The 19,854-nt window shown below is 67.0% G+C and carries 13 protein-coding genes; 4 read left to right on the top strand and 9 right to left on the bottom strand.

Translation table 11 applies throughout. The features are described from left to right. Positions 1-3: 3 nt before the first annotated feature. Entirely contained in the window at positions 4-567 is a 564-nt protein-coding gene (locus ABZ016_RS12840; protein ID WP_356916604.1) for a TerD family protein, read from the bottom strand. A gap of 659 nt (positions 568-1,226) precedes the next feature. Between ABZ016_RS12840 and ABZ016_RS12835 the strand changes: the two genes are divergently transcribed. Next, the gene (locus ABZ016_RS12835; protein ID WP_356916603.1) at positions 1,227-1,778 is read left to right on the top strand and encodes a hypothetical protein; all 552 of its coding nucleotides are present in this window, start codon (positions 1,227-1,229) and stop codon (positions 1,776-1,778) included. Beyond that, the gene (locus ABZ016_RS12830; RefSeq protein WP_356916602.1) at positions 1,778-2,713 is read left to right on the top strand and encodes a hypothetical protein; all 936 of its coding nucleotides are present in this window, start codon (positions 1,778-1,780) and stop codon (positions 2,711-2,713) included. Before ABZ016_RS12835 ends, ABZ016_RS12830 begins: the two co-directional genes overlap by 1 nt. A 179-nt stretch (positions 2,714-2,892) precedes the next feature. Here ABZ016_RS12830 and ABZ016_RS12825 read toward each other — a convergent pair whose 3' ends face one another. Genes ABZ016_RS12825 through ABZ016_RS12815 form a run of 3 tightly spaced genes read right to left on the bottom strand, consistent with a single transcriptional unit; the run spans position 2,893 to position 6,789 of the window. Then, on the bottom strand, positions 2,893-4,842 hold the full coding sequence (locus ABZ016_RS12825; protein WP_356916601.1) for an AAA family ATPase: 1,950 nt from the start codon (positions 4,840-4,842) through the stop codon (positions 2,893-2,895). A gap of 1 nt (position 4,843) precedes the next feature. Continuing rightward, on the bottom strand, positions 4,844-5,416 hold the full coding sequence (locus ABZ016_RS12820; RefSeq protein WP_356916600.1) for a hypothetical protein: 573 nt from the start codon (positions 5,414-5,416) through the stop codon (positions 4,844-4,846). Continuing rightward, positions 5,413-6,789: a dsDNA nuclease domain-containing protein gene (locus ABZ016_RS12815; protein WP_356916599.1), complete on the bottom strand. Its 1,377-nt coding sequence runs from the start codon at positions 6,787-6,789 to the stop codon at positions 5,413-5,415. The genes ABZ016_RS12820 and ABZ016_RS12815 overlap by 4 nt, the downstream gene beginning before the upstream one ends. A gap of 484 nt (positions 6,790-7,273) precedes the next feature. On the opposite strand from ABZ016_RS12815, the gene ABZ016_RS12810 reads away from it, so the two are divergent. Further along, positions 7,274-8,365: a hypothetical protein gene (locus ABZ016_RS12810; protein WP_356916598.1), complete on the top strand. Its 1,092-nt coding sequence runs from the start codon at positions 7,274-7,276 to the stop codon at positions 8,363-8,365. 168 nt (positions 8,366-8,533) lie between these two features. Here the strand turns inward: ABZ016_RS12810 and ABZ016_RS12805 are convergent, their stop codons facing one another. Both ABZ016_RS12805 and ABZ016_RS12800 read right to left on the bottom strand, forming a co-directional pair. Beyond that, positions 8,534-11,101, bottom strand: a complete 2,568-nt coding sequence (locus tag ABZ016_RS12805; RefSeq protein ID WP_356916597.1) for a hypothetical protein — start codon at positions 11,099-11,101, stop codon at positions 8,534-8,536. 462 nt (positions 11,102-11,563) lie between these two features. After that, a complete protein-coding gene (locus ABZ016_RS12800; protein ID WP_356916596.1) occupies positions 11,564-14,350 on the bottom strand; it encodes a helix-turn-helix domain-containing protein in 2,787 nt (928 codons plus the stop codon). 114 nt (positions 14,351-14,464) lie between these two features. Between ABZ016_RS12800 and ABZ016_RS12795 the strand changes: the two genes are divergently transcribed. Next, positions 14,465-14,665 carry a hypothetical protein gene (locus ABZ016_RS12795; protein WP_356916595.1) on the top strand — a complete coding sequence of 67 codons (201 nt, stop codon included), beginning with the start codon at positions 14,465-14,467 and terminating at the stop codon, positions 14,663-14,665. 86 nt (positions 14,666-14,751) lie between these two features. Here ABZ016_RS12795 and ABZ016_RS12790 read toward each other — a convergent pair whose 3' ends face one another. The 3 genes from ABZ016_RS12790 to ABZ016_RS12780 all read right to left on the bottom strand — a co-directional run bounded on the left by ABZ016_RS12790 (position 14,752) and on the right by ABZ016_RS12780 (position 18,798). Next, a complete protein-coding gene (locus ABZ016_RS12790) occupies positions 14,752-17,367 on the bottom strand; it encodes a DEAD/DEAH box helicase (protein WP_356916594.1) in 2,616 nt (871 codons plus the stop codon). Positions 17,368-17,494: 127 nt separating this feature from the next. Further along, positions 17,495-17,962, bottom strand: a complete 468-nt coding sequence (locus tag ABZ016_RS12785) for a MarR family transcriptional regulator (protein WP_356916593.1) — start codon at positions 17,960-17,962, stop codon at positions 17,495-17,497. After that, a complete protein-coding gene (locus ABZ016_RS12780; protein ID WP_356916592.1) occupies positions 17,959-18,798 on the bottom strand; it encodes a hypothetical protein in 840 nt (279 codons plus the stop codon). Before ABZ016_RS12780 ends, ABZ016_RS12785 begins: the two co-directional genes overlap by 4 nt. Positions 18,799-19,854: the final 1,056 nt, after the last annotated feature.

The following is a 19,854-nucleotide window of genomic DNA, read 5'->3' as shown; positions in this document are numbered from 1 at the left end:
GGATCAGGACTCCTGCGGCCAGTCGTCGTCCGGATCGTTCTCCGGTCCGGGAGATGTGTGCCCGACGAGGCGATGTACGCCGTCCTCGACGCCATGGAGGCCGGGGCGGAAGCTCCAAGCGCCGGACTCGTCGCGTACGAACTCCGCGACGGTCGCCGCAGTCGCTCCGAGGACGTCGCCGAAGTCGTCCTCGGCCAGGACGTTGTAGCCCTCGCGGACGCGCAGACGCGGGTTGAGCACGTTGGCGAAGGTCCGGTGCGCCGAGTGCTGCTGGATGACGACACCGACCACTACGCGCGCGTACCGGACGTCTAGCCGGCCGAGCTCCAGGGTCATGACCTCGTCCCAGCCGAAGCCCTTGCCGTCCTCGCTGTCCCGGTTGAGGTAGATGGTGCCGTCGGGGGAGCGGCTGTCGAAGTGCACCACATAGGCGGGCTCGCCGTCCGGCTCCCCCGCGAGGTAGGCAGCAGCGACGATGTCTAGATGGGAGGGCGGCTGCCCCATCGGACTCGGGTCCCACTTCAGTGCGAATTCGGCCTTGTAGATCCCCCTGTTGAAGCTGTTCACCAGGCTTCCCCTTCCCCGTTTCTCATGTGCTACCTCTGCCCCGAACTGCCGGACGGACAAGGCCGGTTGTCTATCCTGTCACGCACGCATACATGTACCGCAGAGCTGCCCGCCGGAGCGTGACCGGCGTCAAGCTGTGGGGCCTACGACGGTGCGGTAGCGCCGACCTTCATGCCGGAATAGCGAAACCGGGCGTCATAAGGGCTGCGGGCAGAGCGGCCCAGACGACAGAGTGCTCCGAGCGGCATCGCCCCAGGTCAGGGAAATTCGTTGTGTCTGCGGCGGACGATACGGCTACCCCGTGGCCCGGCGGCCAGCGCGTAGCGCCGCCGCAGGCGCCCTTGGCTGGCCGGCATGGCCCACACGTTTCATGAGTGGGTGCCCCTGGCCGACAACGCGCGCGACGATCGTTGACACTCCCCCTAAGTTGAGCGTCGGACCGAGTGAGGCGAACAAGTACCCCTGGCCGAATTCAGAGATCCCCATCACTTGCACCAGATCCGAGCGATGTGGCACGCCTGGCGCACCGGACACCGGCCCTGACGACGGCACAGCCTTGAGTAGGTACCTGACAGCCGTGAGCGCCTGTCAGTGGAGATTTTCGGCCGTCTGTACGGCTGTATGTCTGGGGGGTTGATCGGTGTGGGTAACTACGACGCGTGATCGAGGGGGAGAGTGTGCCAGAGAGCGAGCGTGGGCTGCGCGAGCGGCATCGGGACATGATCAAGGATCTGGGCGTGCGCCATTCGCGGATCAGGCAAGCCGACCCGGATGACGCGACGTTCGATGATCTGTACGAGCAGCTCGTGGCGGGTGCCGAGAAGGTGTTGGAGTTCGAGCGAACTCTTCCCGCCCGTTTGGCGCAACCGAAGCGGGAGCGCGCAGCACAGGTCGTGAAGTGGTCCTGGCGCGGTCAGAGCGGGATCGCGGTCGCGCTGATCACCTCACTGTTTGTCCTCGGGCATACGGCCTGGTGGCTTGTGCTGCTCATACCCCATCTGATCGGCACGTTGATGGGCTGGTCGATCACAGTGACCACGGAGGGCTACAAGCTGCAGCGTGGTATCGCGATCGGGCTGCACGTGCTGTGCCTGCTGGTGGCGCTGGTCGCTCTCGGAGCGATCTCCGCCTGGTGGACCATCGCCGTCCTGGCCGGCTGGGTCGTGGTCGGCGTGGCCTCGGAAGGCAGCAGCCAGCAGGGGGCGAAGTGATGGACGTCGACCGCCGCATCCGGGATCTGGACAGCCGGATCGATGACCTGGAGGGTGAATACGGGAGCCTGTCGCGCAAGTTCGGCTACACCGAGGACCTGGATCACGAGCTGGGCAGTATCCGCAGTGACATCCGAAGCTGCGAAGCGAAGATCGAGGAAGTCGACGAAGAGCTCCGTGACCGCGTCGACGACACCGAGCAGGCCGTTAACCGCCTGGTGCAGCACGTGCGGCTCCTGGAAGGCCAGCTCCTGGCATCCGGCGGTGCACAGCAAGCGGATCTGGACACCTTCCCCAAGGAGCAGCACGACCTTGCTCGCACCATGGAACGCGGCCGGCAGGCCCGCGGCCTGCTGCTCAGCGACCACGAGCGCTCCACTTTCCAGCACCGGCTGCGGTATCACCGCGAGAGCGCCGAAAGGCTCCGTGCACACCGAGCCACGGTCACCGATGCGGTTGGCGCACTGCTCTCGACCAGGTTCGGCTCCCGCGCCCGCATCGAGGCCGCCGACAAGCTCCGTGAAGCTGTCATGGTGGAGCGGCGCCTGCGCCAGGATCTCGACCGGCAGGCAGCTCTGGCTGCGGAAGCCGAAGACGCCCTGGCCACCGACGCCAAAACCCGCGCCGAGAAGCAGTCGGTGATGGCCGCCGGGGCCAGAGCCGAAAAACGCCTCACCCTGGCACTGCGCAGCCGTCTTGCCGATGCGGTCCACGAACGGGCCCTCCTGCCCACCTGGTTCGTCACCGTTTTCGGTTCAGCACCGCCAGCCAGGTCCACCCAGAAGTGGCTGGAGACCGCCACTGAAGTATTGCTGTATCGCCTCACTTACAGCGTCACCGACCAGGTGGTCGCGCTCGGCGAGAAGCCGTCAGACACCGCTCAGCGCCGACGGGCCTGGTACGACCGGCTACGCAAGGATCTGCAGCGCTGGTAGTACTCACCCTGGCGGCGTAGAAAGATCGGACCGTTTCCGGGGCTTGGTCGCTTGAGTCGCTCCTCGTACTGCTACTGCCTCTGGGACAGGTCAGGTAGCAGGTTCCCGTGCCCCGTCTGGGTGTCACGCATCTGGTGCGCGCACTCCCACCGCGTTTCGTCTGATGGCGGGACGACTTCCTAGGCCTCCGGCTGGTTTTCGATCTGGTTCTCGATGCGGGTGACGCGATCACGCCCGGGGTGGTCGACGCCGGGGACCATGGGGTTCGGGTAGTCGAACTCGATCCTGCCGAAGGAGTCGTCGGTGATGGGCGGGGGGTCGTTGTCGGCGATGATCAGTTGCAGGCGGTCTCCGTATGCGTCGGCCAGGGTCCTGAACCGGCTGTAGATCTCGGCGGCGCGTTGCCGGTCGGAGGGGTTGTTGCCGAAGGCCTTGCGCGGTGTGTCGATCACAAGGAGGGACGGGACCAGGACGTCGGAGTGGTCGAGTCCGGAGGTGAGGAGGGTGAGGCTGTAGGCGAGGTTGACGGAAGTGGCGAGGCCGCCTCCGGAGGCTTGCAGGCTCTCGAAGGGCTGGTCGTTGACGACGGGTAGGTAGGTGTCGCGGTCGATGATGGCCCTCTCGACCCAGGGAAGGTTCCAGCCGGTGAGGAGCCGGCCGAAGTCGTCACTGAGGTCGCGCAGCAGTGACTGGCTGGCCTTGAGCTGCTCGGACTTCTCTTTGATGTCCCTGTTGACCTGCCGCCGCTCGGCCTTGATCGAGCGGATGTCCGCGTCGATGGCGCGTACCCGGGCCCACGATTCCCGCAGCTGGGTGATGGCATCGATGCTGGCTTTGAGGGCGGCGACATGGGAGCTGGCCTCGGCGATGGCGTCGAAGCGAGGGGCGACTGCGTCGCGGGTCTGGGCATCGAGTTCCCGGCGCAGGCTGCTGATGGCGAAGCTGAGCTGTTGCGACCGCTCCTGGGCGGCCTGCAGGTGCTCTTCGTCGGCCTGCTGGATGCGCTGGGCGTCCTCCAGCTGGTGTTGGAGGGCTGTGCGTGTCTCCTCGATGGCGGCCGGGTCGATGTCGGCCTCGACAGGGTCGGGCTGGAGGCAGACGCGGCAGTGGAGGTCTTCGACGGGGCGGGCGGCCAGGGACTGCATGCACCGCGGGCAGACGACGAACTCGAAGGGGGAGAGCTGGTCGATGGCCGTGGCCGACCGGGCGAGACGGGAGAGGTCGAGCTGTACCTGGGCGACGACGGCATTCCGCGCGTCGACGAGGTCGGCGGCCGCCGATACTTCTTCGTCGGCCTGCCGCGCGGCGCGGATGGCGTTCTGGAGTTCATCGCGCAGCGCCGTATCGGCGGCCGTCTGCTCCTGTAGTTCAGTACGGAGACTGGCCAGCGCGGCGTCGGCCCGGCCCAGGGTGTCGCGCAGCTGCGTGAGCTCGGCCCGCAGCTCGTCGTCACTGCGCGGGTCATGGGCCGCCAGGAAGGCACTGACGTTCTTGTGCTCAGCTTCTCTGGCAGTCAGCCTCTCCAAGAGCTGGTTCCGGGTTCGCTTGAGCTCCATGAGCGCACTGTCGGTGAGCCCGAACATCAAGCGGAAGAGCTCTTTGCGCTTGACCTCGAACCAACGCTCCAGGTGGCCGACGACCTGGCGGTCGATCTCGCGGGCCTGAAGATAAACGTAGGCGTACAGATCGTTGAAGGTGAGGTTCTGCGGCCGCGCTGCGCCCTCTCTCCGTGCGGCGATCTGTTCGCGCGGGAAGCCGAGCGCGTCCAGCAGGTAGTCGGAGAGCGTGGTGGCACCCTCGGAGGCGCGCACAGGCAGGGAGCGCTCCAGAGTGAGGGAGCGAGGGTCCAGCAGATCCACCGTGTCCGCGGTGTCTCCCTCGATGGTCCGCCTGAGGACGACATGTTCGTCGCCGGCCACGACCTCGGCCTGAACGGACAGCACGTGCTCGCGGACCGCAGGGGTGAGCATGGCACTACCACCGAGGGCGTGCTTGACGAGCATCAGCAGGCTGGACTTGCCGGTGCCAATGGGGCCTGTGATCACCGTGGCCGGCCGGTCGAAGCGGTAGGTCTGCTCCGCCTCGGCGGTCGTGACGGTCAGAGAGTTGATGCGCAGATGGACGGCCACGTCAGATCTCCGCCCGCCAGGGCCGGTCGACGGCGTCGGGCAGGCGGTCGTAGATGAGGTTCTTCAAGGCCGATCCTGACTTGTTGAAATACCGCTTGAGTAACTTGATCCGGCTGTCGACGACCGCCCACTCCGGCGTTGCGGCCAAACTGGCCGCAGCGGCGGCCCCCTGCCGTGTGGCACGGAACTCGGCGCGGGCGCTGCCGCTGTAGGTGATCAAGCCGCGGGCGGCGAGTGAGCCGAGGATGCTGTAGTAGCGCTGGTCCCAGGGCCCGTACTTGTAGCGGGTCATGCGGCTTTCGACCGCGAGGCGCTCGGGTTGTGTCGGCGCCGTTCCCTCCGGCCACGAAGCCTCGCCCGCGGGCAGGAGACGCTCCAGCATCCCCGGATAGCGGAGCAGGAAGTCGAGCTTGGCGAGTTTGGTCAGGCCCGAGAGCCCGCCCTTGGGGGTGGTGAACTGCGCGATGAGTAAGAGGATGCGGGCCTCGTGGTAGTGGGTCTCGCGCTGCTCGGCTTGCCGGCGCTGCGTCCGTATCCGCGCTGCGGCGGTCTGGAAGTCGGCGTGGTGCGTCATGACGCTTCCTCGTCCGCGTCGAACGGCTCGGAGAAGAAGAAGAGGCACTCGTCGCACAACTGGTAGGCCAGTCCCCGCAGGTGCAGGTGGTTGAGCTGGAACGGCGGAGGCGAAGGCAGAGCATCGACCTTGAGCCGCTCGGCCAACAGGTCGTTCATCTTGATGCCGAACTCGCGGCCGTCGGCCACCTGCGCGCGTGCATGGCGCCGGCAGTCGAAGGCCATCTCCAGCACGTCCGTGGACAGATTCAGCAGGTCGGTCTCGTCCCCGGCCAGGCCGGAGCGCCGCTCGGACCAGGTCGTGTACCACGCGGACCGCAGCCTCTCCGCGAAGGCCGCCTCGTCCGAGGGCACCCGGCCCCGGCGCATCTTGCGGCGGAGCTTGGCACCTCCCGGTGCCACCACGGGCGCCGGGCCGCGAGGGAACGTGGGCAGCGGAACCGACGTGAACACGATCTCCCGGCGGATGATGTCGCGGGTGATCCTGCGCCGGCCGATGCGCTGCTGCATCTGCGTGCTGTGCCGGACCCGGCTCGGGTCGGCGATGTACACGGCCAGTTGGCCGCGGTCGCTCTCGTCACGGTTGGCGCGCTCGATCCGGTCCACGATGGCCCGGTAGGTGTTCTCAAGATCGACGTGCGCCAGCTTCAGCTGTTCGACCGCAGGAACCAGAAGGCGTTGGATGTTGACGTCGGTGATGTTCTCGCGGTGCGGTGGCTTGCAGGAGATCTCCAGGACCCCGAGGAATCGTACGACCTTGTCCACGAAGCCCTCGGGTATCTGGATGTCCGCGACCTTGCACACGGGAGTGTCCGGGACGTTGGGATAGGGCTGCTTCCAGCGGACTTTGAGCATCTGGCGTGCGATGTCCTCCGCCATGACGGTCAGCCCGGCCGTGACCTCCGGCTCCGGGCCGCACATCCGCGCCAGGACACCGGCATTGCCCTTGCCCGGCTTCAGCGCCGCGTTCGTCGCCAGCCTGAGACGGACGTTGGCGGCACACTCGCACGCGCACCAGCGGTCGAAGAGATGAGTCAGACCGCCACTCTTGCACAACTCCGCGAGCGTCCACGGGCCCTGGGTCCCTTCGCGATGCTTGACCGACACCAGTTCCACTGAACCATCGGTCCACGTCACGACGAAGTCCTCGTGCCACTCGCAGACGACGGAGTCGATGGCGTCCTGCGTGAGCATGGCCAGGCAGTCCCGTGCTGCTACCTCCGCCTGATACCGGTAGCGGCCCAGCGTGTCCGACCCGCTGTCTTCCTCCGGAACGAGGTCGAAGATCGTGAGTTCTGAATATGTCGGCCCGTCCTCCTCAGAGGGCGCTCCGGCACCTTCCGCCCCAGCGCCCGCGCCCGCCGTATCGACCATCGACGTCCCCCGCTCCGGCCCCGCATGCACGCCCCCCGATGCGTTGCGACGGCAGGGCTTTGAAGATCTCTACCCGTATCACACTCCAGCATCAACGCGTAACTGTGCGTCGCGACTTCAACCGCGGAAAGAGTCCCGGGAGGTCCTTCCATACAAGAGAGCAGGCGGCATCCAATGAACTCGCCAGGCCCCGCCACGTGGCGCCTGCACAGCTGGGCGACGTACTGCCTCGGCGAGATCGCCGCGGCATTCGGGTGATGCGGCGGTGTGTCACCTCAGCGAGCAGGGCCCGCCCCCGTCCGATGTGGTCGAGTACAGGGTGGTGGGCCCGGCGGGGTCCCTGCCCGGTGCTCGACCCGACATTGAGCACGCCCGTGGAGAAGCCAACTCGGCTGGCACCGCTACATGGTCCGGTTGATCCTCGTGGCTCTCTGCCGCGCGTGCTGTGTCGGGACGGCTCCGCGGTCGTGAGGGGCTCCGAGTCATGAAGACGACCGTCATCGAACGTCGCGCCGAACTGCTGCGTCTGTACACCGGGCTGCCCTGGCAGTCCGCCCGCCGCCGTGTCGAGGCCGCCGAGCCTGGCTCCCTGCTGATCCCGCAGCCGGACGCCGACCAGCTGCTGCTGGAGGCCCGGGTGATGGCCGCACTGGTTTGGCGTCGGATCATTACTGTGCACCCGTGGGGCATCGAATACGTCGACCCGCGCTCCGATCGCCTCCTGATCCGATTCGAGGCCGACCCGGTCGAGCGGCCCGCCCCGCGCGAGACCCAGGCCTTGGACCTGGCCGAGGCGCTCCTGCCGCGCGCCGACGAATACGGCGACATTATGGGGGTGCCCGGGGCTCGTACCCACGTTGAGGACGGGCAGGTGGTGCTCCGAGTGCCGGACACGTCGGCCTCCGTCATTCTGTCGGGTCTGGACCCCGAAGAGTGGCTGCGCGCGGCCGACGTCCAGGACCAGCGGCTGGGCACCTACGGCATGACGCCGTGTCACCGCGACCGGCCGGCCTGTTGGCACCCGGCCGAGCGTCCCTACCGGCGGCCGGGACGCCGAGGCACCGCAGCGTCAGCCTGGCTGACCAGCGGGCTGCTGCGCCGGGTCGGACTGATCCGCACCCTAGGGGTGCCGCTGGCCGTGACCGGCTGGCTCGGTCACCACGAACGCGACGGTGGCGAACGCTGGATCATCGACCCCACGTTCGCGGAAGGTCACGGCGCCACCGGCCACCGGCGGCTCATGGCGCTGCTCGCGGCACCCAGCTGGGGCCTGCCCGTCACCCCCGTGGACAACCACTGCAACTGCCATCTGCCGCCCGAATACAGCGACCAGTGCACCAGCATCATCACCGGCGCCGCCGGGCAGCGAGGAGCGCTGGAAGTACGCACCATCCACCGCAGCGGCGGGCGCCTGAAGTGGATCCACCAGCACCGCCCGACGATCTACGCGGCCCAGCAGCAACTTGCCCTACCCGTGCCCGCATGGGTCGACGGTTGGCTCGAGCTCGGTGGATCTCCTGCTTCGGACGTACCAGGCGGCGTGACGAGGGCTGGCTCGTCGGGGCATGGCTGGTGATCCCTGCCCGCCGGCTGCAGCCGAACATCGCCCACCATCTGTGAGGGGCAGCGGGTGAACAAGGTCCATGAGTGGCTGCGCTGGCCCCAGGAATCACGCGCCCTTCTCGGGCTGATCAGCGCGGAGCAGCCGGCACTGCTGCTTGAGCCCTGGTGGGTAGCAGGGGGGTCATTGCCACGCGGGCGTCGGCGTACCGTCCGGGTCCAAGCCGTACGGCCACAGTCTTTTCAGGGTTGCCACACTTGACCTGCGACCGTCGGTGCGGCCGTAGTCGGCGGCCTGTCGGGCCACGATCTCGGCGCCCTCCCGGTCCCCGGCCCTCTCCCGCATCAGGGTCAGGAAGATCAGGGCCTCGGTAATGCCCTGGTCGGCGGCCTGTCGGGCGAGGGTTTCGGCGTCTTCCCGGTCCCCGGCCCTCTCCCGCACTTCGGCCAGGTGGACCAGGCCGTCGGGGTTACCGTGATCGACGGCCTGCCAGGCCAAGGCTTCGGCGTCTTCCCGGTTCCCGGCCCATTCTCGCCTCAGGGCCAGGAAGACTAGGCCGTCGGTGTTCAGGTGGTCGGCGGCCTGTCGGGCCAGGGTTTCGGCGCCTTCCCGGTCCTCGGCCCTCTCACGCATTCGGGCGAGGCGGACCAAGGCACCGGTGTTCCCGTGGTCGGCGGCCTGCCTGTAGAGGCTTTCGGCGCCTTCCTGGTCCCCGGCTTTCTCCCGCATCTCGGCGAGGCGGACCAGGTCGTCGGTGTTGCCGTGGTCGGCGGCCTGTCGGGCCAAGGTTTCGGCGCCTTCCCGGTCCCCCGCCTTCTCCCGCATTTCGGCCAAGCGGACCAAGCCGTCGGGGTCACCGTGATCGGCGGCCTGTCGGTAGAGGGTCTCGGCACCCTCCTGGTCCCCGGCCCTCTCTCGCCCTTGCCCCAGGGAGATCAGCATGCTGGTGCGGCCGTGGTCGACGGCCTGTCGGGCCAGCGTTTCGGCCTCCTCCCGGTCCCCAGCTCTGTCCAGCATCAGGGCCAAGAAGTGCAGGGCGCCTGTGTTGCCGTAGTCGGCGGCCTGTCGGTAGAGGGTTTCGGCGCCCTCCCGGTCCCCGGCCCTCTCCCGTATCGAGGCCACGAACAACAGGGCCAAGCGGTTTCCGTGGTCGGCGGCTTGTCGGGCCAGAGTTTCGGCGCTCTCCTGGTCGCCGGCCTCTTCCCGCATCTCGGCCAAGCGGGCGAGGGCCTCGGTGCGGCCGTGTTCGGCAGCCTGTCGGGCCAGTAATTCGGCGCCTTCCTGATCGCCGGTCTCCTCCCGCCTCAGCGCCAAGTCGTCCAGCGCGTCGATGCTGCCCTGTTCGGCGGCGCGGAGCCGGAGGTGACGGGCCCATTGGAGGCGGTGCCAGCCTTCGGCCGCCTGGGTGAGTCTGTCCAGATCGCCAGTGCGGGTGAGGTGAGTATGGGCGGCGTGCCAAAAGGAGGCAGGCGGACACAGGTGACGGCGGATGGCGCGGCCGTGTTGTTCGATGAAGTCGGCAAGGCGGAACACCGGCCCCGACAGCGGCGGAGCGTTGACGGACGTGGCAGGGCCGGGTGGGCGCCGTTGCGGCCGAGGCGTGACCCGGCTCAGGGGAGCCTGTTTGCCGTGCACCTGTTTGGCGAGTTCGGCGTAGGCCTTCTCCGCCCAGTCGTCGGTGAGCTGGTTGAAGTCGGTGTCGTGGAGATAGTCGGAGGCGGCGTCGGTGAGGAAGGCCTGCGGCAGGTGCAGGCCCACACCGACTCGGCGGGCGTCCATCGCCGCTTCCAGTAGGGCTTTGGCAGCCGGGCTGCCGGTGCGATAGCGCTCCAGGAGCGCGGGGCCTCCGGCGAGGTCCTGCGTCAGGCGTCCGTCTGCGCCGGCGCGGGTGAGGGCGTCGGCCAGTAGCCGGTCACCGTGCTCTGCCAAGACAGTGGCCGCGGCCAGGGCGCCGGGGTCGAAGGCGTCGGGGACGCTCACGGAGCGTGCGGCGAGCAATTCCCGGACCCGGCTGTGCGGATCCGAGCCGCTAGCTGCGGGCAGGGACGTGTACTGCTTGAAGTAGTCGGGCCACAGTGTGCCCAGCACAAGGACCGGTCCGCGCTGGGGGCTGGTCAGCAGGTTGTGCACGGCTGCAGCGATCCGCTCACCGGCCGCCGGGTCTCCGAGGTAGTGGTGGGCCTCGTTCAGCCACACCACCGTACGGGGGCCGACACGCTTCAGATCCTCCAGCGCGGCCTCCGCCCGGGTGGGGTCGAAGGGATGCCACAGCCGCCACCCCTGCTCCGCCAGCGGCTGCACGGCCTCCCAGCACGCCCGCGTCTTCCCCGTCGAGGACTCACCCACCAGGACCAGCATCCGGCTGTGGCCCTGTTGAGCCTCCCGCACCGCCTCCGCCAGGACCCGGTCGTGCTCGCGCGGCACATAGCCGGGCAGAATCCCCTGCTGAGGCAAGCCGGACCCAGGCTGCGCGGTACCGGCCGGGTGGACTTCCAGTGCGTGCGGATCCCACTGCCCGATCGGCCGGCCGGGCCCCGGCCGTTCGCCGTTTCCGTCACCGGCCGCGTCGCGTTGCAGCGCCAGCAGCTCCTGCACTGGCAGTTTCAGCGCGTCGGCCAGCGCCGCCACCGTCTCCGCGGACGGCACAGGCTTCCTGGGCGAGAGCGCCGCCGACACGGTGGTGCGCCCCAGCGCTGCGCGGGCGGCGAGCTGTGTCTGGTTCAGCCGGGCCCGTGCCAGCCCGCCGGCCAACCTCCTGCGCAGTTCGGTAAGAGCCGAGTCAGGAGTGTGACCGGACCGCTCCTCGTGCACGTGTTCGCCCCCGGGTAGTGATGTGTTCGCCGGTGATCATCTTCGTCCCGGCGCACCATGACGCACACCGATTCCGAGACCTTCGTCCACGTCAACACCCCATCTCCGGGCGGGAGTCGCCGTGAACGTCGCCGTAACCCTCCTCACCACCGCACTGGTGCTCGTCGTCGCACCGATGACTGCCGGCTGCGCGGGCAAGCTCGACCGCCTGGACGGCGCCACCGTCACCTGCGCCGCAACCTTGCTGGCACCTTCGCCAACCTCCCCACTTGACCACCCGCGATGGCCCGGTTCTCGGGCCCTTAGCTCCCCTGTCCGGCCCGTCGCCGACTGCCCTGACCACCTCGGGGAGCACACCAGGTCGACGAGGCCAGCAAGCCCGCTGGATGGCTGAGGTGGCTACTACTCCTCGCTTGGCTTGTGCTGCTCCCGATCATTTTCCCAAGGGGGGGTAGGGGTACCGTCAGGGTCGAGTCCCCACGGCCACCGGTTCAGACTGACTCTGTAAACGGGTCGCCCACAGTCGGCAGCCTGCCGGTAAAGATCCTCGGCACCGCTCAGATCCCCAAGGCCTTCCCTTAAGTGCGCAAGCTGCATCAAAGCGCCAGTGTGGCCGAGGTTGGCAGCACGCTGGACCAATCCCTCAGCCTCTTCTGCGAGCCCTCGCTTCTCTCGAAGTAGTGCCAGTTGGGCCATCGCTGCGGTATCACCAGCATTGGCGGCCTCTTGATAGAAGGTCTCGGCACTAGCCTCGTCTCCGTTTCGCTCCCGCAACTGTCCGAGCAATATCAAGCCTTCTGTGTCATCGGCATCGGCGGCCGACCTGGCCCAGAATTCTGCTTTCTCGACCTGCCCCATGAGCTCGCACAATCGCACGAGTTGAACGAGGGCATCGGTATCGCCATTTTCGGCAGCTTGCCGGTAGAGCGTTTCGGCGCTCTCCCTGTCCCCGCGTCTGTCTACCATCCTCGCCGCGTAGAAGAGGGCGTTGGTGTTGCCGTTGTCGATAGCCTGGTGGTACAGCGCTTCTGCCCCTTCCGCGTCTCCGTTCCTTTCCCGCGCCATCGCCACAGCGAGCAGGACGTCACTGTCACCGGCGTTGGTTACCTGCAGATACAGGTATTCAGCGCTACGTGTCTTGCCGTGTTTCTCGTGGAGTCCAGCCAATCGCAGCAGGACCTTAGTGTCGTCGATGCTGGAAACAGCCTGGCGAAGACTTTGAAGCTCCTCCTTGTCCCCCTTTGCGGCCCGTAGTTCGAGCAGCTCTACTAGCGCCTCGGTGCTGCCTTCGTCGGCAGCCTGTTTGTAAAGCGCTTCGGCGCCCTTCGTGTCCCGACGCTTGTTCCGCGCCCTTGCCAGTTGGACGAGGGCGTGGGTGTTGCCCTCATCAGCAGCCTTCCGGTATAGCGCTTCAGCTTCCCCGTCGACACGAGCCTTCTCGGCCTCCGCCATAGCCGCGATGGCTGCAAACTCGTCATCGTCCGCATCGGCTGCCTGCTGGTACAGGGGTAGTACTTCATCTCGATACCGACGTTCTGTCTCCAGCTCAGCCAACCGGAGCTTGGCGACGGTATATCCGGCGCTAGCTGCCTGTTGATAAAGGACCTCTGCGCGTTCTGTGTCTCCTGCGGCCTTCGCGAAATCGGCAAAGTGGAGTAGGGCTGACCCGCTCCCTGTCGCTGCAGCACGGTGGCGAAGGTGGTGGGCCCATTGCAGTCGGTGGCGGTCGTGAGCAGCGATTGCGAGATTGTTGAGATCGGCAGGGTGCGTGAGGTGCGCGTGGGCGGCATGCCAGAAGGACGCGGGTGGGCAGAGCAGATGACGACTGGCGCGGCCGTGTTGTTCCAGATAGTCGGCGAGCCGGAACATCGGCCCGCTGTGGGCGGCCGGCGTGCTGGCTCCCGCCGTGGAATCTGGTTTGCCGGGCGGGCGGCGCTGCGGTCGGAGGCCGGTTCGACGCAGGGGAGCCTGCTTGCCGTGTACGGGCTCGGCGAGTTCGGCGAAGGCCCGTTCTGCCCAGTCTTCGGTGAGCTGGTCGTAGTCGAAATCGGTGAGGTAGTCGGTGGCAGCGGCCGTGAGGAAGGTTTGCGGCAGATGGAGGCCGACACCGAGGCGACGCGCGTCCATTGCTGCGTTCAGCACGGCTTGTGCGGCCGGGCTGCCCTGCTGGTGTCGGCGTAGAAGTTCTGGGGCGCCAGCCAAGTCCTGCGTAATTCGCCCGTCTGTACTGGTGCGGGTGAGCGCGTCGGCCAGGAGCAGGTCTCCGCTCTCGGCGAGGGTGGCTGCCTTGCCTAGGGCCTCGCGGTCGAAGGCTTCCGGGACGTCGACAGTTCTGCCAGCGAGGAGCTCGCGAGCGCGACTGTGTGGATCTGGTGCTCCCGGGGCGGGCTGGGCGGTGAGCTGCCGGGCGTACTCGGGCCACAAGGTGCCCAGAACCAGAACAGGTGCACGAGAAGGATCAGTGAGCAGCTGATGCACGGCAGCCGCGATGTGCTCACCGTGTTGTGGGTCGCCGAGGTAGTGCTGGGCCTCGTTGAACCAGATCACCGTCTGCGTGCCCGCTCGCGTCAGTTCGGCGAGTGCCGCTTCGGCGCGGGTTGGGTCGAACGGGTGCCACACCTTCCAACCCTCACCGGCGAGCGGCTGCACAGCTTCCCAGCACGCTCGGGTCTTGCCGGTCGATGAGGACCCGACCAGCATCACCAGTTCGCTGGAGCCGTTGCGCGCCAGGTCCACCACTTCAGTCAGAACCGAGTCGTGGGGCCGGGGCACGTAACCGGGAAGAAGTCGCTCCGCCTCGTCCTTCGACCCTGGCCTGACCAAGGCTGGTCCGGCCGGGTGCACTTCCAAATCGTGCGGGTTCCACTGGTTGATCGGCCGCCCTGGAGCCGCCGCGACGTCATCGGCACCTTTCGCCTCGCCGGCAGATCCGTTTCCGGCAAGGGCATGCCGACGCAGCTCCAACAGCTCGCTCTTCGGCAGTCGCAGCGCCTGGGCCAGGGCCGCCACGGTTCCGGCCGACGGAACGGGCCCAGTCAACTGGAAAGCCGTCTGCACAGTTGTCCGGCTGAGCTCGGCACGAGCGGCCAGTTGCGTCTTGGTCATTCCAGAGCTGGCCAGTCCATCCTCCAGCCGCTCTCGCAGTGTGGTGAGTGCCATGACGCGCTCGGTCTTGCCGCTCTGCACCACGCTGGCCCCCTATCGATGTGTTCACCGTTGTTCATCATCGATCGCCCGAACCATGGCGAACACCGAGTCCAGGACATTCGGCCATGTCGATGCAATCAACCACTGGAGACCGTCATGCCCGAGCTGGCCGTCGTTGTCCTCGCCGCAGTCCTCGTCGTCATCGTGGCCCTTCTCACCGCAGTCGGCGCAGGAAAGCTCGCCCGTCTGGACGGCGCGACCTACCCCACCGCCATCACGCGGGCTGCGGCAACCTTCGCCGCTGTGCTCACTGTTGCCGCTGCCGTGACCGCGGCGCTGGCCCCGTTGATGCTCTGACCCAAGAGCTCCGTAACGCCTGCCAGACGTCTCCCGGGCGATTCGCCGTAGCAGAAGGTCACCCGCAACGGAGGGACCGCCAGCCGTTAGGGGCTCTGCTGCTTCAGCGGGCTGGACTGCAGCAGCGGGAGCCATTGCGAGGGAAGAGCATCCTCGGCCTGGAAGATCTCGGCGAGTGAGGCAGGGGACAGCGTGCTGATCGTACGGCTGCGGGCGGTGCGCCATGCTCGTACGAGGCGGTCGAAGATCTCCAGGATAGTGGGCGGGCGAACGAGGTAGACGTAGTCTTCGGCGAGCATGCGTGCGGCCGGCAGTACCTTCGGCTTCGGTGATATGAGCAGGGCGATCGAGCCGCTGGGGGCGGACTCGTGACGTTCTGTCTCGGTGTACCTCAAGTGGGCTTGGGCTTGGCGCACGTTGTCGGGACCGACTTCCCCGGTGGCGGAGGCCTCGCTCTTGGCTTCCCAGGTGATCCATCGGGTGTCGTCGAAGATCCAGACTGCATCCGGTGCCGCGGGTTCGGAGTCGTCGTCGTTGCCGTAGCTGTGCGAGGCGCCGGCGAAGGTGCCAAGGCTGACCAGGCCGGCTTCGTAGGCGCGGAATTCGGTGCCTGCGAGTCCGGTGCGTGCTGCGCTGATGGCAGCTTCGAAGTGGTCTGCGCGGTGGAGGTCGGTGCTAGAGGCGATGCTGCGCATGGCGGCTTCGTCGAGGGGGTCGAGTTCTCCGAGGACTGGCGCGTGGGCTTGGTCGCTGGGGGAGACGAGGTGGGCGATGAAGCTGCTTGTCTGTCCCGTGCGCTGGAGGTCGCGGTAGTAGCGGGCTCCGGTCTCCTGGTACGCGTGGTCACCCGGTTCTCGGGCGAGGCGCTCGGCCAGGCTGTAGCCGAGGTAGTTCCACAGGGCGGCATACCGCTGAGGGGTGCGGGGGCCGGTGAGGTTGTCGAGGACCTTTTGGACGGCGGTGAGAGCCCAGTCCCACTGGCCGTTCCAGATCGCGTTCCAGGCGTCGACCTCGTATCTGGCGGCTTTCTGCAGCTCGATGGCGCTGGGTGCGATGGCGCGTGTGTATCCCTCGCGGGCGGTGACGATGTCTGTGTCGACGTCTGCCCAGTCCTGCCCGTGCTCCTGGAAGACGCGAAGGTTGTCGAGCATGTCGGCAGATGAGGTACCCAGGCTGTTGAGGCGGCCGAACTCGACCTCGGCGTGAACCTCTGGGTGCAGGGCGGCCTGGTGATCTGGCGCGGACAGGTAGGAGGTCAGGGACTGGCCGAGCACCATGACGGCGGCCCAGTCGCGGTTGTTGCGTGTGGCGCGGCCGGCGCCCTGCACGATGCGGGCTCGGATGCGTTCCTGAAGGACTTCGGTGGCACCCAGGGATTCGTGCAGGAAGCGTTCCTGTAGGTCTCCGCGCGCGGGCAGGCCGTCGAGCACGACGAGGCGGCAGTCGTCGCCGGGCAGGTCGATGCCGTCATAGCGGTTGTTGAGGAGCAGGAGGGTGTTGTCCTGGGCGGTGAAGGTGGTCAGGTCGTCCTCGACGTCGGCTGCGTTGAGGACGGTGTGGCCCACGGGCGCGTAGCGGGCTTTGAACTTCTTGGCTGTGCGCCTGTCAGGGGTCAGGGCGACGGCCCTGCCTGAGTTGGCGATGATGCCGGCGACGAAGTCAGGCAGCTCGGCGGGCTTCGCGGCCAGGTCGTTGGTGAGCTCGGGGAACAGGAAGAACCGGCGGCCGGTGCTCTGCTTCTCCCAGCCTTTCGGGACAGGGATCCGTGCGATCTTCTTGCGGCCGAAGGCCCGCTCGAGTTCGCCTCCGTCGCCGAGGGTGGCACTCATGTAGATGCGGCGCGATGGGTCGCTGAAGGCTGGGTGGTGTGCGGTCGGCGGTATCAGGGGGCGGATGAGGATCTGGCCGTGTGAGAGGTACACCATGCAGCGGTCCAGGCGCCCCTGGAGGAACTTCCAGGCGTGGTCGGCGCTTGTGCTCAGTTTGTCGGCGCGGGAGGCGGCAGCGACGACCTGCTCCAGGAGGACGGCCTCCTCGGCGATTCCGATGGGGGATGCGAGGTAGACGTACGACGACTGCGAGTCGTCTGTGTCCGCGGTGCTCAGCCGGTTGTAGACCAGCGGATCGAGTGCCGACCGAACGGCGGAGAGGACGTCACCGTAGGCGTCGGCCTGGGTCTCGCGGGAGATGCTCAGGCTCCACGGACTGGCCACGTGTCCTTCGGCGGCGTGCGCGTCGTCCAGGACCAGCATGGCGGCGTCGTCGAGGGCGGGGTTCGAGTTGAAGACGTGGTTGTAGACGGTGACCGCGATGGCCTCGCCCCCCACGTATCGGGAGCGGTCCGCTTGATTCCACGATTTCACCTGGTTGATGAGCAGCACGTTCGGAATCCCGTAGTCGTCGAACTTTGCTGCTGTCTGTCGGGCCAACTGTCGCGTGGGGCAGATATATGCGACGCGTTCGCCGAACTTCCGGCGCTGGAATTCCCCAATGAGGCCACCGACAAGCGTCTTTCCCGCACCGGTGGGCAATTCAATGGCCACGTCAGGTGCGTCAGACATATTCTGATGCCAGTGGCGGAGGACGTCTTGCTGGTGCCCCCAGACAGCTTCGGGCCCGCGGTTGTTCAGAGCAAGGATCCGATACAAATCTACCGGATCGTCCGGCATGGAAATATCGGCGGACCTGCGCTTGAACGCCAACACTGACTCCATTTCCCCCGCCGGTCTGCTCCTGACTCGGCGTGACTCACTCAGCAACCTTGATGGGCAAGGTGATGCGCCCCCCTGGGCCCCTGCCGGTTACTGGACTACAAGATCGGCTGCTGTGCTATCCCACTGCGTGGAGAGCGCCACGGCGTGCGGCGACGGCCTTCTTTTGCAGCTCGCGTGCCTTGCGCTTCTGGGCCAGCTGGTCCTGGTACATCTTCACGGCCTTGTGGTACCGCTCGACGAAGTCCGGGGCGTTGAGGCGTTCGGCGGGGTCCATGTCAGCGACGGCCGCGGTGCAATCAGCCAGGCTGAGGTAGCCGGCGAGCATCGGGTTGAGCTGGTAGACGCCATTGCGTTGCTTCTTCACCAGCTGCGCCAGGTCGAGGTGCCGGAGGGCTGCGGTGACGGCGGGGCGGCTGATGTCCAGCTTGCGCGCGAGATCAGCCTGGTCGATCTCGATGCGCCCGCCGGCCTCGCTGAGGGAACGCATCTTCAGCAGCGCCCTGTACGCGGTCGCCGGCAGGTCGAGGTCAGCGACGACGCCGTCGGCATTGACCCAAGCGAAGCGCTTCGAACTAACAGTCACTGCGCCATCCCCTCCTCCGCTGCGCCAGGCAGCTCCCATAGGCCGTCAGCGGGCTTTTCAGCAGCCTGCCGGGCCTTCCTCCGCTCGGTCCGTCGTTCGGCCCGCTCGGCGCGCATCTCTTCCACTGCCCGCCGCAGGTGATCCAGCGACGGGAACCGCACCAGGTCAGGCAGTGACGTGTCCCGACGGACTTCGTTCAGGACTTCATCTTGTTCTACCCGCACATACTTCTTGCCACCGTCCATCGTGCGGATGAGCTCACCGATCCGGTACGAGTATGGAGGGTTGAACTGGTAGACGCCCCGGGAGCGCTTGTACACGATCCCGTGGGTCATGATCTCTTGGAGTGCCTCGTTCACGGCCTGGCGGCTGACATCCAGGACCTTCGCCATCTCATCCTGCGTCAGCTCGATGCGCCCGCCTGCCCGTTGGCAGGCGATCAGCAGGAAGATAAGCCGCAGTGGCAAGGCCTCCCGGAAGTACTGGCTGATGACGAGGAAGAACTCCAGGCTGTCCAGAGCGAACGCGTTGGGGTTGTCCTCCCTGCTGTACATCTCCAGGGGCGCTCGCCGACGACTGAGCGACAGGTCCCTGTCCGGGAACTGCTGCGCGAGATCGTCGAGGCTGCGCACCGGGGCCACTGCCGCATCGAACGCAGCCAACGGATCAGAAGGGGCAAGCTCCGCCGGCTTCCGTCGCGGAGCGGCTTGGCGGCGCCTCGGCTGAGCGGATGACACGTGGCTGCTCTCCCACTTTCGGATTTTCGACAGCGGCAGTATGTCAGCCCAGCTGACCTCCATGTCGGCACGCCTGACATTCGGCGCGTCGTGTGTCACCCCAGGGATGACACAACTCGGCGGAGGAGCGCTTCGGCTGTTGCGAACACCTGTAACTCACCAAAATGTCAGCTGGGCTGACATTTTGGTGAGTTCGCGTGTCAGCCCAGCTGACATTTTGCAGCGGTGCGTCTGGCCACGAACGACTCTTCGTGATCGCTCTGTCGCCTGTGACCCTGCACATCTGCCCATTCCTTAGGTCTCTGACCTGCGGAAATGCGCCTTCTTCCCCATCTGAAGTATCGCCTGGCGTAAGTCGCCACATCAGCACAGTCGCCTCTCTGCCTGAACGGCCCTCCCTGCACCTCTGGTTCTGTCCTATGTCCAAGGCCGGCCTCGGGGTGTTCGGCCTCCTTGTCTCCGGTGATGTGGGTCGGTGCGCCGGCGTCGGGGATCGGGGCGGGTTGTCCGTGTGTTGCGCGTCGGCCTGGGGCCGTCGCGCGGGTGGGGGTGGAGCCGGTCCGGGGCTGGCTGTGGTGGTGGGGTGGGTGGCTGTGGTCTCTCCCTGTCTGTCTCCTCTCTCCCTCCTCCTTCCTGCCGGAGGCAGTTCCCTTCCTCTCCCTCTCCTACAGGCAACCGGGCCCCGGAGGGGCCCTGTTGCCCTCCCTTGGTATTCCGTGATTTACTTTTCTCACGGAATACCAATCAAATACCCTCGGTTTTAAGGGAATCGGAGATCCCCCCCCCGAACCTCGCCCCAGGAAAGGGAACATGACGAACCCTCAACCCAAACCCCAACTCAAACGCGAACTCCCCACCCACACAACAAAACCCGGCACCTCAATTTGTGCCGGAGGCACAAACCCTAATAGCCCGTCTTTCCGTGCCGGAGGCACGCAGGGTTATGGAATGGCCGGAGGCCAATTCCATAACCCACCGCCGGAGGCGGGCAATTCGCGCGGGGCCGCGCGAAACGAGCGGAGCGAGTATTCGGCTGCCGGAGGCAGAGCGCCTCGCGGCCGAGCTGTGCGGCGGCGGTGGAGCCGGACGTGCACAGATCGGCGTAGGCGAGGACCGCGTCCCAGCACTCGGAGAACAGCGCCGCCGAGGCCGCGC

Source organism: Streptomyces sp. NPDC006372, from assembly GCF_040612515.1.
Taxonomy (GTDB): domain Bacteria; phylum Actinomycetota; class Actinomycetes; order Streptomycetales; family Streptomycetaceae; genus Streptomyces.
The sequence above is the reverse complement of the archived record's forward strand: the minus strand, read 5'-3'. Positions and strand labels throughout refer to the sequence as shown.